General features: G+C 63.3%; 4 protein-coding genes. All 4 read right to left on the reverse strand.

The features are described from left to right. Positions 1 to 770: 770 nt before the first annotated feature. The gene (locus tag XH83_RS21735; protein ID WP_194402794.1) at positions 771 to 2,795 is read right to left on the reverse strand and encodes an ABC transporter ATP-binding protein; all 2,025 of its coding nucleotides are present in this window, start codon (positions 2,793 to 2,795) and stop codon (positions 771 to 773) included. A 131-nt stretch (positions 2,796 to 2,926) separates the two neighbouring features. Next, the gene (locus XH83_RS21740; RefSeq protein ID WP_194402795.1) at positions 2,927 to 4,987 is read right to left on the reverse strand and encodes an FAD-dependent oxidoreductase; all 2,061 of its coding nucleotides are present in this window, start codon (positions 4,985 to 4,987) and stop codon (positions 2,927 to 2,929) included. A gap of 193 nt (positions 4,988 to 5,180) precedes the next feature. Then, positions 5,181 to 9,377, reverse strand: coding sequence for a DNA-directed RNA polymerase subunit beta' (rpoC, locus tag XH83_RS21745; RefSeq protein ID WP_126258100.1), 4,197 nt, complete (start codon positions 9,375 to 9,377; stop codon positions 5,181 to 5,183). A gap of 130 nt (positions 9,378 to 9,507) precedes the next feature. Then, a complete protein-coding gene (rpoB, locus tag XH83_RS21750; protein WP_194402796.1) occupies positions 9,508 to 13,626 on the reverse strand; it encodes a DNA-directed RNA polymerase subunit beta in 4,119 nt (1,372 codons plus the stop codon). Between the last annotated feature and the right edge of the window lie 357 nt (positions 13,627 to 13,983).

Below are 13,983 nucleotides of genomic sequence, written 5' to 3' on the forward strand. Positions count from 1 at the left end.
CCGCGGAACAATCCGCACAAAGCGAAATTGCGCCAACCGCCCCATCAACGGGCGGAAAGCGCTTCGACGCCACAGAGGACCGCAGTATTGAGGCCGATCAGCATAAAGCCGCGGCCCGCGCACTGAGGTCATGCATCCGAATTCGATCTCAAGAGAATAAGCTCAAGAGAACTAGAATCGCACTGGCATTGCCTAGCTATGATCGACAGCGTTTGAGCGGCATTCGTCGAGGTTGGTGCCCGTCTCGCGACCCTTGTGGATCTAGTCCTTGCGGCTCTAGTCTTTGGGGGTCTGACGGGTGGCCCGTTCCGACGCTGGCGATGCTCACCGCCTGTCGTTAAGTGAGGCGCTTTCTATAAGTGGGAATCGGTCAAGTCAAGGCGAAACGACAGTCACAACGCGCTCAGGAGCCTGTCAAAATCGCTGTTTGCCGCCCTCGCCGCCTCACCCGGATATGGGTGCACAGCCGGCATTTCGCCAGCCCGCCGAACATTTATACCCGGAATTAAAGTAATTTTATAACGACCGGAACGGGTTTTTCGAGCCTCGCAAGCGTTAAGGGGCGTTAATCTCTCTTTCCTTCGACAGCCATCGTCCCAGGACGTCACTGAGATCGGAGGAAGATCGCCCGGGCAACAACGTCTGTGATGTCCGGCCCGACCGATTTCACACGAGAGCGATCCGGCCGAATTTTCGAATCGAAGAACTGATCGTCGCCTGAGGATCGAGCGAACACCCATGGCCGACTCACAGAATCGGTCCGGCTCCGATCACTCCTCCTCCTCCTCATCCTTGTCCTCGTCTTCCTCGAGGTCGTCTTCATCGTCATCGTCTCTGCCATCGTCGGCGGGGACGGCGCCATGCGGCTGGTGGATTTGGTCGTTCCACAGCTTGCGATAGGTCCCGTTCTTGGCGAGCAGCTGGGCATGCGAGCCCCGCTCGATCGCCCTGCCCCCGGAAATCACGATGATCTCATCCATCTCGACCACCGATGTCAGCCGGTGGGTCGACCAGATCATGGTGCGGCCCTTGGCGACCTTGAGCAGCGTGCGGTTGATCGCAGCTTCCGTGGTCTGGTCCAGTGCCGAGGTGGCTTCGTCCAGCAGCAGCACCGAGGGATTGCGGATGATCGCGCGCGCGATCGCGATGCGCTGGCGCTGGCCGCCCGACAGGGTGTCGCCGCGTTCGCCGACCGGCGTCTCATAGCGCTGCGGCAGGCTCATGATGTAGCGGTGGATCTCGGCCTTCTTGGCGGCCTCCTCCACCTCCTCGTCGCTCGCGCCCTCCTTGCCGAGCCGGATGTTCTCGCGGATCGACATGTTGAACAGCATGTTCTCCTGGAACACCACCGCCATGCTCCGGCGCAGCGAATCCAGCGTCACCCTGCGGACGTCGACGCCGTCGATGGTGACGCGCCCCTCGTCAGGCACGTAGAGCCGCAGGATCAGGTTGAGCAACGTGCTCTTGCCGGAGCCGCTCGGGCCGACGATCGCGATGCGCTTGCCCGCGTCGAGCCTGAGACTGAGATTGTCCAGCACCGGCGTCTGACTGCCCTCGTACTGGAAGGTGACGTGGTCGAAGGTGATGTCGTTGGTGATGCGGGGCAGATCTGGCGCGCCGGGACGGTCGGCGCCGCGGGTCGGCTCGTCCAGCAGCTCCTGGATGTGGCGGATCGCTGCGGCCGAGGAGATCGACACCGGGATGAAATGCATCACATGGGCGATGTTGTAGGAGACCTCCCAGAACGCGCTCTCGAAGGTCACGAAGGTGCCGATGGTGATCTGGCCCTTGGTCGCCAGATACGCGCCGATCGCGAGCACCACGAGGTGCAGCAACAGCACCGAGATGGTCACCGTCCGCTCCACCATGGTCGACAGGAATGCGGCGGAGGCGATCTTGTCGCGGGTCGCGTCGTTGCGGAAGGTGAAGAAGTTGAACATCTTGCGCTGCAGGCTGAACGCCTTGATCACGGCCTGCGCCGCCACGTTCTCCTGCACCATGCCGAGCAGCGCGCTCTCGTTGAGCTTCTGCTCGTAATTGGCTTGCACCGCCTTGGGGGTGAGAATGCGCGGGCCGATCAGCGTGATCGGGAACACGAGCAGCGCAATCACCGCGAGCTGCCAGTTCAGGAACACCATCAGGATGATGCCCGCGATCAATTCCAGGAACGGCAGCGCGGCGCTGTTGGCGAAGGTCTTCACCGAGCCTTCGAACGCCGAGAGGTCGACCGAGAAGCGCGACAGGATCTCGCCGCGCTTGGTGCGGCCGAAATAGGCCGCCGGCATTTCCTGGACATGCTCGAACAGGCGCTTGCGGACGTCCGAGATGATGCAGGCCGCCAGCCGCGCGTCCCAGCGCTCGTACCAGACTGCGACGACCGAGGTGAAGATGCCGGCGACGGCGAGCACGCCGAGGATCTTGTACAGCGCCTGGAAGTCCTCCTCGCCGAGCGCGTCGTCGATCAGGAACTTGAGGCTGAGCGGCATGATCACGTTGAACAGCGTCTCGACGAAGACGCCGAACGCCACGAACGACAGCATCCGCTTGTAGTTCGTCAGATGGGGCTTGACGAACCCGACGATGGTCGCGAGCGCGCCGGCGGCCTCGCGGGCGGTAAAGACGACGAGATCCTCGTCCTCATCGTCGTCGTCGAGTTCCAGTTCGTCATCCGCCTCGTCTTCGTCGTTCTCGTCGTCTTCGAGGTCCGGCTTGGCGGCGGCGAGCTTGTCGTCGAGCTCGGCCGCCTCTTCCGCGGCGAGCTTCTGTTTGTCGGGCGGGAGGGGCTTGGACGCCATGAAACCAATCGATGCTGACGGCCGGCATGACCGCAGAGAAGCAGGACATAGCGGAGAGCGCTATCGTGCCGATTCTATGCGATCAGGATGAATTCGGCAAAACAATTGGCGAATGCGACGCGCGTCCGCGGCTAGTCTTCGTCCTCGTCCTCGACCTTGTCGAAGAAGGAATAGCGCAAGCTGTCCGCGTCGGCGTACCACTGCCCCGGCCCCTTGTTGGCGGCGAGCGTCGCCTCCCAGAGCGCATCGGTGCAATCCTTGCGGTGCATCGAGAGGTCGAACCCGTTGCCGAAGAACAGTTCGGACCACTCCCACCAGGTGCCGAGCTTCTTGACCCCGCGCAGCAGGTCGTAGCGGTCGATCAGAGCCGGCGCCATGTCCGAGGTGATCGAGCCGAACACGAGGCCGGACTTGACCACGCGGTTGAGCTCGCGGATCGCGCGGACCACCTGCTTCGGCGAAACGTGGCACAAGCTGGTCTCGAACACGAAGTCGAACGCGCCGTCCTTGAACGGCATGTCGGTGATCGAGCCGAGCTTGTTGTACTTCTTCAGCGCCTTCGGCGTCTTGGCGTGGATGGCACGGTTGTTTTCGATACCGTAGGCATCGATGCCGCGTTCGCGCAGCGCGCCGACCAGCTCTCCGCTGGCGGAGCCCGCGACGAGCAGCTTGGCGCCCTTGGTCTTGCCCCAGACGATGCCGAGCAGCCTGGTGAGATAATCGGGGTCGGTAAAGTGGCGCCATGCCTCCTGATAGGGACCGAGGCCGCGATAGTTTTCGAAATAATCGCGATCGATCTTGTTGGAGAGCGGCTTGTCCTCCTGCGCGCGTTCCCGGCGCAGGCGCATCATCTCGGTCAGGATGATGTCGGTCGCCGCGTCCGAGGAATCGAGCAGGCCGTTCAGCGTCGAGTCGAACAGATAGTCGCCGACCACCACGATGCCGGGATGCTCCTTCGGCTCCGGCCGGTGGTTGGTCATGACGTCGCGCACCGGCAGGCCGCCCGGTATGGCGTTCACCGACGACAGCCAGCGATGGATCTTGCCTTCCACGAAATGCGAACGCGCATCGCCGAGCGCAGCCGGCAGCGACTTCAGCGCGGCGTCGATCAGCTCCTGGTCCGACAGATTGGCGAAAGCCAGCGCGTCGGAGCCGGGAATCAGCCAGTTCAGCACGCCGTGCTTGCCGACGTCGTGGCGCGCGCCCTCGTTGTAGACGCAGCAGCCGCCGAACGCTTCCGACATGAACCAGGCGCCGGGAATCTTCTCGCCCCAGAACGGGGTGTCGAACAGGATCGAGACGCGCAGGTAATGTGCAGGACGGTCGAAATAGGAGACGTGCTTGACCATCGACTTGCGCAGCTGCTCGCCTTCCCACCCCATGGTGGCGAGCCAGGAATGCGGCAGGCAGACCAGCACCAGATCGAAGTCGCGGGTCTCCGGTCCCTTGCCGTTCATCATCTTGAGCTGGTAGCGGCCGGTCGGCGCCTTGCCCACGGTGAGCACGCGATGATTGAGCTGGATGTCGGCGTTGACCTCCGACTGCAGGCACTCGATCAGCTGCTCATTGCCGTTCTGGATGGAATACAGGCCGATATAGCCGTCGACATCCATCAGATAGTTCTTGAGCGCGTTGAGGCCGTTGGTGTTGTGGCTCTCGGTCGCGATGTCGGAGCGCGCCATCACCTTGAAGAAGCGCTTGGCCGTTTCGTCCTCGACCTCCTCGTCGAGCACCTGCTCGGCGGTCTTGTAGGCCCAGGGGTTCTCGTTGTCGTGCGCGCCGACGCCCTCGTAATATTCGATCGGCGACATCACCTCGCTGCAACGCTTGCGGAAGGCCTCGATCGCGGCCGCGGTCTTGGCGCCGTATCGGCGGCGCATGCCGGGCACGTCGTTCAGCAGCTCGCCGCCGAGATGCACCTGCTCGGCGTCCATCGGAATGGTCTGCAGCCCGAAATGCTGGATCAGCTCGCGCAGCGGGTCCGGGCCCGTCATCGAGTAATCATAGATCTCGGCCACGCCGGCCTCATACATCGCGGGCGCGGAATCGAACTTGCGCGTGACGACCTTGCCGCCGAGCCGGTCGGAGGCCTCGTAGATGGTGACGCGGCAGAGATCGCCAAGCTTGCGCTTCAGATACCAGGCGCTCATCAGCCCGCCGGGGCCGCCGCCTACGATTGCCAGATCAAGCATGCGAGTTCCGTGGTCTCCGGCCCTGCCCCCGTCACGGGATCCACCGGTCTAAACTCCCCTAGCAGAAGCGCTTTTGCGCCTGAAGGAAAGATGAACAAAGGTTGATCGTGCATCGCAGCAAGCAAAGAAAGCAGCAAAAAGGCCGGCTTGCGCCGGCCTTTCCATTATCCTCGGTATTCCTACGGATGAACGATCATTCCGCGGGAGGCAGCGCAGGAAGCTCAGCTTCCGGCGCGGGCGACACGACGGCCGCCTGCTTCTCGCGCTCGTCCAGGATCAGCTTGTCGCGCTTCATGGCGACTTCGCGGATCTTGGCCATGGAGGCGCCGGTGCCCGCCGGAATCAGACGGCCGACGATGACGTTCTCCTTGAGGCCTTCGAGCGGATCGACCTTGCCGTTGACCGCCGCTTCCGTGAGGACGCGGGTGGTCTCCTGGAACGAGGCCGCCGAGAAGAACGAACGGGTCTGGAGGCTCGCCTTGGTGATGCCGAGCAGAACCGGCGTTCCCGTGGCGGGCTTCTTGCCCTCTTCCTTGGCCTTCTCGTTCAGCGCGTCGAACTCGATCTTGTCGACCTGCTCGCCCGAGATCATGTCCGTATCGCCCTGGTCGGTGACTTCCACCTTCTGGAGCATCTGACGGACAATCACCTCGATGTGCTTGTCGTTGATGAGCACGCCCTGGAGCCGGTAGACCTCCTGGATCTCGTTGACCAGATAGGCCGCGAGCTCCTCGATGCCCTTGACCGCAAGAATGTCGTGCGGTGCCGGGTTGCCTTCGACGATGAAGTCGCCCTTTTCGACGACGTCGCCGTCCTGAAGGTGGATGTGCTTGCCCTTCGGGATCAGGTACTCGCGCGGCTCGTCGGTCTTGTCCATCGGCTCGATCGAGATGCGACGCTTGTTCTTGTAGTCGCGCCCGAACCGGATGGTGCCCGCGATCTCGGCGATGATCGCCGCATCCTTCGGACGCCGAGCCTCGAACAGTTCCGCCACCCGCGGCAGACCGCCGGTGATGTCACGCGTCTTGGCGCTTTCGGTCGAGACACGGGCGAGAATGTCGCCCGGATTGACCTTGGCCCCGACGTCGACCGAGAGAATGGCATCGACCGACAGCATGTAGCGGGCATCGCCGCCGCGGGCGAGCTTGAGCACCTTGCCGTCCTTGCCCTTGACCACGATGGCCGGACGCAGATCCGAGCCGCCGCGGGTCGAGCGCCAGTCGATGACCACGCGCTTGGCGATACCGGTCGCTTCGTCGAGCGTTTCCGAGATCGACTGCCCCTCGACCAGATCCTCGAAGCCGATGGTACCTTCGACTTCGGTGAGCAGCGGACGGGTGTAGGGATCCCACTCGACAATGCGCTGGCCGCGCTTGACCATGTCGCCCTCGTCGACGTGCAGGCGCGAGCCGTACTGGACGCGGTGCGTCGCACGCTCGGTGCCGTCGGCATCGACGATCGCCACCACCATGTTGCGCACCATCGCGATCAGGTGACCTTCGCTGTTGCGGGCGATGGCCTTGTTCCGGATCACGATCTTGCCGTCGAAATTGGCTTCGACGAAGGACTGCTCGTTGAGCTGCGCCGCACCGCCGATGTGGAAGGTGCGCATGGTGAGCTGGGTGCCCGGCTCGCCGATCGACTGCGCCGCGATGACGCCGACGGCTTCACCGTGGTTGACCGGCGTGCCGCGGGCGAGGTCGCGGCCGTAGCACTTGCCGCAGATGCCGTTGACGAGTTCGCAGGTCAGCGCCGAGCGAATCTTCACCTCCTGCACACCACCCTGCTGGATGGCGTCCAGATGGCTCTCTTCCATCAGCGTGTCGCGCTTGATGATCACCTTGCCGGAGCTGTCGCGGATGTCCTCGCAGGCCGTGCGTCCGAGGATGCGCGAGCCGAGCGAAGCCACCACGGTGCCGGCATCGACGATGGCGCGCATCTTGATGCCGAGCTTGGTGCCGCAGTCGCTCTGCGTGATGATGCAGTCCTGCGCGACGTCGACCAGACGACGGGTCAGGTAGCCCGAGTTCGCGGTCTTCAACGCGGTGTCCGCGAGGCCCTTACGGGCACCGTGGGTCGAGTTGAAGTACTCGAGAACCGAGAGGCCTTCCTTGAAGTTCGAGATGATCGGCGTCTCGATGATCTCGCCCGACGGCTTGGCCATCAGGCCGCGCATGCCGGCGAGCTGGCGCATCTGGGCCGGCGAACCGCGGGCACCGGAGTGAGCCATCATGTAGATCGAGTTGATGTCGGCATCCGCCCCGCTCGCCGTCTTCTTGGTCGAGGAGATCTCCTTCATCATCGCCTTGGCGATTTCTTCCGTGGCCTTCGACCAGGCGTCGACGACCTTGTTGTACTTCTCGCCATGAGTGATCAGGCCGTCGTTGTACTGCTGCTCGAAATCCTTCGCCAGCGTACGGGTGGTGTCGACGATCTTCCACTTGCCGTGCGGCACGACCATGTCGTCCTTGCCGAACGAGATGCCGGCCTTGAACGCGTTGTAGAAGCCGAGCGCCATGATGCGGTCGCAGAAGATCACCGTCTCCTTCTGACCGCAGTGACGGTAGACCTGGTCGATCACGCCCGAGATCTCGCGCTTGGTCATCAGCTTGTTGATGATCTCGTACGAAATCCGCGGGTTCTTCGGCAGGAGATTGCCGAGCATGACGCGGCCGGCGGTGGTCTCGATCCAGCGCGTCGAGACCTTGCCGGTCTCGTCCATGCCCTGCCACCGGTACTTGATCTTGGTGTGGAGGTGGATGACCTTCGCATGCAGCGCGTGCTCGAGCTCGGCCATGTCGCCGAAGATCTTGCCCTCGCCGGGCAGGCCTTCGCGCATGATCGAGACGTAGTAGAGGCCGAGCACGATGTCCTGCGACGGCACGATGATCGGTTGACCGTTGGCCGGATGCAGGATGTTGTTGGTCGACATCATCAGGACGCGCGCTTCCAGCTGCGCTTCGAGCGACAGCGGGACGTGCACGGCCATCTGGTCGCCGTCGAAGTCGGCGTTGAAGGCCGAGCAGACCAGCGGGTGAAGCTGGATCGCCTTGCCTTCGATCAGCACCGGCTCGAACGCCTGGATGCCGAGGCGATGCAGCGTCGGTGCGCGGTTCAGCAGCACCGGATGCTCGCGGATCACCTCATCCAGGATGTCCCAGACCTCGGGCCGCTCCTTCTCGACCAGCTTCTTGGCCTGCTTCACGGTGGTGGACAGGCCCTTGGCGTCGAGCCGCGAATAGATGAACGGCTTGAACAGCTCGAGCGCCATCTTCTTCGGCAGGCCGCACTGATGCAGGCGCAGCTCGGGACCGACCACGATCACCGAACGGCCCGAATAGTCGACGCGCTTGCCGAGCAGGTTCTGGCGGAAGCGGCCCTGCTTGCCCTTGAGCATGTCGGCGAGCGACTTCAGCGGGCGCTTGTTGGCACCCGTGATGACGCGGCCGCGGCGGCCGTTGTCGAACAGCGCATCGACCGCTTCCTGAAGCATGCGCTTCTCGTTGCGGATGATGATGTCGGGCGCGCGCAGCTCCATCAGCCGCTTCAAGCGGTTGTTGCGGTTGATGACGCGGCGGTAGAGATCATTGAGGTCCGAGGTCGCGAAGCGGCCGCCGTCCAGCGGCACCAGCGGACGCAGGTCCGGCGGGATCACCGGGACCACGGTCATGATCATCCATTCCGGCTTGTTGCCGGAGTGGCGGAACGCTTCCACGATCTTCAGGCGCTTGGCGAGCTTCTTGTGCTTGATGTCGGAGTCGGTCTCCTGCATCTCGACGCGAAGCGAGGCCTCGAGCTTCTCGAGGTCCATGCCCTTGAGCAGCTCGCGGATCGCTTCGGCGCCGATCATGGCGGTGAAGGAATCCTGGCCGTACTCGTCCTGCGCCTTCAGATACTCGTCCTCGGACAGCAGCTGACGGTCCTTGAGCGCGGTGAGACCCGGCTCGAGCACGACGTAGTATTCGAAGTAGAGGATCCGCTCGAGATCCTTCAGCGTCATGTCCAGCAGAAGGCCGATGCGCGAGGGCAGCGACTTCAGGAACCAGATGTGGGCGACGGGGGCGGCGAGCTCGATATGGCCCATGCGCTCGCGCCGGACGCGCGACAGCGTGACCTCGACCGAGCACTTCTCGCAGATGATGCCCTTGTACTTCATGCGCTTGTACTTGCCGCACAAGCACTCGTAATCCTTGATCGGCCCGAAGATGCGGGCGCAGAACAGGCCGTCGCGCTCGGGCTTGAAGGTGCGGTAGTTGATGGTCTCCGGCTTCTTGATCTCGCCGTAGGACCAGGACAGAATCTTCTCTGGAGACGCGATCGAGATCCGGATCTGGTCGAAGACCTGAGCCGGCGTCGTCGGGTTGAAGAGATTCATAATTTCTTGGTTCATCGTCTTCTCCTCGCGCGCCGGTCGCCTCCGGCCGCAAATTCGAAAATCACTTCAAGCAGGGCGCCCTGCCCTCAAGGCATCGGGAGGGGCGCCGATGCCCGGCCGTGAAGGCCGGGCATGAAAGGTCGTGTTACTCGGCCGCTTCCGACGTCGGCGCCGGTCCAACCTTGGAGTTGTGCAGGTCGACGTTGAGGCCGAGCGAGCGCATTTCCTTGACCAGCACGTTGAACGATTCCGGAATACCGGCCTCGAACGTGTCGTCGCCGCGCACGATCGCCTCGTACACCTTGGTACGGCCGGCGACGTCGTCCGACTTCACCGTCAGCATCTCCTGGAGCGTGTACGCCGCGCCGTAAGCCTCGAGCGCCCACACCTCCATTTCGCCGAAGCGCTGGCCGCCGAACTGCGCCTTGCCGCCCAGCGGCTGCTGGGTGACGAGCGAGTACGGACCGATCGAACGCGCGTGGATCTTGTCGTCGACCAGATGGTGCAGCTTGAGCATGTAGATGTAGCCCACGGTCACCTTGCGATCGAACGGATCGCCGGTGCGGCCGTCATAGACGGTCGACTGACCGGAAGCGTCGAGACCGGCAAGCTTCAGCATCTCCTCGATGTCGGCTTCCTTGGCGCCGTCGAACACCGGCGTCGCGATCGGAACACCGCGGCTGAGGTTATGGCCGAGCTCGATCAGTTCGTTGTCGTTGAGCGACTTGATCGTCTCGTCCTCGCCGTAGACCTTCTTCAAGGTCTCCTTCAGCGGCTTGATGTCCTGCTTCGACAGATACGCATCGACCGTCTGGCCGATACGCTTGCCGAGGCCGGCGCAGGCCCAGCCGAGATGGGTCTCGAGGATCTGTCCGACGTTCATGCGCGAGGGCACGCCGAGCGGATTGAGCACGATGTCGGCATGCGTGCCGTCTTCGAGGAACGGCATGTCCTCGATCGGCACGATCTTCGACACCACGCCCTTGTTGCCGTGGCGGCCGGCCATCTTGTCGCCGGGCTGGATCTTGCGCTTCACCGCGACGAAGACCTTGACCATCTTCATCACGCCGGGCGGCAATTCGTCACCGCGCTGCAGCTTCTCGACCTTGTCGAGGAAGCGCTGCTCGAGCCCCTTCTTCGACTCGTCGTACTGCTTCCGCATGGCCTCGATCTCGGCCATCAGCTTGTCGTTCGGCGAGGCGAACAGCCACCACTGCGACTTCGGGTACTCCTCGAGCACCGCACGGGTGATCTTGGTGTCCTTCTTGAAGCCCTTGGGACCGGCGATGCCCTGCCGCCCTTCGAGCAGCTCGGCAAGACGGTTGTAGACGTTGCGGTCCAGGATCGCCTGCTCGTCGTCGCGGTCCTTGGCCAGACGCTCGATCTCTTCCCGCTCGATCGCCAGCGCACGCTCGTCCTTGTCGACGCCGTGACGGTTGAACACGCGCACTTCCACGATCGTGCCCTGCACGCCCGGAGGAACGCGCAGCGAGGTGTCGCGAACGTCGGACGCCTTCTCGCCGAAGATGGCGCGCAGCAGCTTCTCTTCCGGCGTCATCGGGCTCTCGCCCTTCGGCGTGATCTTGCCGACCAGGATGTCGCCGGCGCGCACTTCCGCACCGATGTAGACGATACCGGCTTCGTCGAGGTTCTTCAGCGCTTCTTCCGAGACGTTCGGAATGTCGCGGGTGATTTCCTCAGGCCCGAGCTTGGTGTCGCGGGCCATCACCTCGAACTCCTCGATGTGAATCGAGGTGAAGACGTCTTCCTTAACGATCCGCTCGGAGAGCAGGATCGAGTCTTCGAAGTTGTAGCCGTTCCACGGCATGAACGCGACGAGCACGTTGCGGCCGAGAGCGAGCTCACCGAGATCGGTCGACGGACCGTCGGCGATGATGTCGCCCTTCTTGACGATGTCGCCGACCTTCACCAGCGGACGCTGGTTGATGCAGGTCGACTGGTTGGAACGCTGGTACTTCATCAGGCGATAGATATCGACGCCCGACTTGGTCGGATCGAGATCTTCCGTGGCGCGGATGACGACGCGGGTAGCGTCGATCTGGTCGATCACGCCCGAACGGCGCGCCGCGATCGCAGCACCCGAGTCACGCGCAACCACGCCTTCCATGCCGGTGCCGACGAACGGCGCCTCGGCGCGAACCAGCGGCACCGCCTGGCGCTGCATGTTCGAGCCCATCAGCGCGCGGTTGGCGTCGTCGTTCTCGAGGAACGGGATCAGCGCCGCGGCGACGGAGACGAGCTGCTTCGGCGAGACGTCCATGTAGTCGACCTTGTCCGGCGTCACCGGCAAGACTTCGCCGGCGTGACGGCAGACCACGAGGTCTTCGGTGAAGCGGCCCTTCGGGTCGAGCGGCACGTTGGCCTGCGCGACCGTGTAGCGGCCCTCTTCCATCGCCGAGAGGTACACGACCTCGTCGGTGACGCGGCCATCCTTGACCTTGCGGTACGGCGTCTCGACGAAGCCGTACTTGTTGACGCGCGCGAAGGTCGCGAGCGAGTTGATCAGGCCGATGTTCGGACCTTCCGGCGTCTCGATCGGGCAGATGCGGCCGTAATGCGTCGGATGCACGTCGCGCACCTCGAAGCCGGCGCGCTCGCGGGTCAGACCGCCCGGTCCAAGGGCCGACAGGCGGCGCTTGTGGGTGATCTCGCTGAGCGGGTTGGTCTGGTCCATGAACTGCGAGAGCTGCGAGGAGCCGAAGAACTCGCGCACGGCGGCAGCCGCCGGCTTGGCGTTGATCAGGTCCTGCGGCATGACCGTGTCGATGTCGACCGAGGACATGCGCTCCTTGATCGCGCGCTCCATGCGCAGCAGGCCGATGCGGTACTGGTTCTCCATGAGCTCGCCGACCGAGCGCACACGGCGGTTGCCGAGATGGTCGATGTCGTCGATCTCGCCCTTGCCGTCGCGCAGATCCACCAGCGTCTTGATGACGGAGAGGATGTCTTCCTTGCGCAGCGTGCGCTGGGTGTCGGGCGCATCGAGGTCGAGGCGCATGTTCATCTTGACGCGGCCGACCGCGGAGAGGTCGTAGCGTTCGGCGTCGAAGAACAGCGACTGGAACATGGCCTGCGCCGAATCCAGCGTCGGCGGCTCGCCCGGACGCATCACGCGGTAGATGTCGAACAGCGCGTCTTCACGCGTCATGTTCTTGTCCGCCGAGAGCGTGTTGCGGATATAGGGGCCGACATTGACGTGGTCGATGTCGAGCAGCGGCAATTCCTTGTAGCCGTGCTCGTTGAGCACCTTCATCGACTTGTCGGTGATTTCCTCGCCGGCCTCGGCGTGGATCTCGCCGGTCTTCGGGTTGACGAGGTCCTCGGCGATATAGTTGCCGACCAGCTCCTCATCGGACATGCGCAGCGCCTTCAGCCCCTTCTCCTGGAGCTGGCGGGCGGCACGGACGGTGAGCTTCTTGCCGGCCTCGAGCACGACCTTGCCGGTGTCGGCATCGATCAGGTCGTTGACGGTCGAGTAGCCGCGGAAACGGTTGGCGTCGAACGGAACGCGCCAGCCTTCCTTGGTCCGCTTGTAGAGGATCTTCTTGTAGAACGTCGACAGGATCGCTTCGCCGTCGAGGCCGAGGGCGAACATCAGCGAGGTCACCGGAATCTTGCGGCGACGGTCGATACGCGCATAGACGATGTCCTTGGCGTCGAACTCGATGTCGAGCCAGGAGCCGCGATACGGGATCACGCGGGCGGCGAACAGCAGCTTGCCCGAGGAATGGGTCTTGCCCTTGTCGTGGTCGAAGAACACGCCGGGCGAGCGGTGCATCTGCGAGACGATGACGCGCTCGGTGCCGTTGACGATGAAGGTGCCGTTCATCGTCATGAGCGGGATGTCGCCCATGTAGACGTCCTGCTCCTTGATGTCCTTCACCGACTTCGCGCCGGTTTCCTCGTCGATATCGAACACGATGAGGCGCAGCGTCACCTTGAGGGGAGCCGCGAAGGTCATGCCGCGCTGGCGGCACTCGTCGACGTCGTATTTCGGCTGCTCGAACTCGTAGCGGACGAATTCCAGCATCGAGGTGCCCGAGAAGTCGGAGATCGGAAACACCGAGCGGAACACCGCCTGCAGACCCTCGTCGAGTCGGCCACCCTGGGGTTCGTCGACCATCAGGAACTGGTCATAGGACGCCTTCTGAACCTCGATGAGGTTCGGCATCTCTGCGACTTCCTTGATGTGTCCGAAGAACTTGCGAACGCGTTTGCGACCGGTGAATGTCTGCTGCGCCATCGTGGCCTCTCATTTTCGTCGCCCCATCTGGGCGCGCCGTCCAGGGCGCGGCTGCCACCGCTCCCCGGGTTGAATTTTTCGAACCCGTTTTGGGGGCCGCAGACTCAGTTTCAGGCGAGAATGTCCTGAATCTGTTCTTCAGACCTTCAAAACGCAAAACGACGTGCGGGGCGCTGGTGCGCGCCCGCCCGTCACAACGATCCTCTTCACGGACTGCAAAAGCCCGAAATAGCCTGCTCTCCCAACGGCTTACAGGGGGTCCGGCACCCCTGCCACCGCGCTTTCGTGCTGCCGACCCGATATGGGGCGACAATAGTGCAGATTCGAGGGGTAAACCTCGAAATCCCCACACTTTTT

Source organism: Bradyrhizobium sp. CCBAU 53351, from assembly GCF_015291745.1.
Taxonomy (GTDB): Bacteria; Pseudomonadota; Alphaproteobacteria; order Rhizobiales; family Xanthobacteraceae; genus Bradyrhizobium.

Coding starts and splice junctions, on each gene's coding strand:
- XH83_RS21735 (WP_194402794.1), bottom strand. CDS start 2,795: ATGGCGTCCAAGCCCCTCCCGCCCGACAAACAGAAGCTCGCCGCGGAA.
- XH83_RS21740 (WP_194402795.1), bottom strand. CDS start 4,987: ATGCTTGATCTGGCAATCGTAGGCGGCGGCCCCGGCGGGCTGATGAGC.
- rpoC (WP_126258100.1), bottom strand. CDS start 9,377: ATGAACCAAGAAATTATGAATCTCTTCAACCCGACGACGCCGGCTCAG.
- rpoB (WP_194402796.1), bottom strand. CDS start 13,626: ATGGCGCAGCAGACATTCACCGGTCGCAAACGCGTTCGCAAGTTCTTC.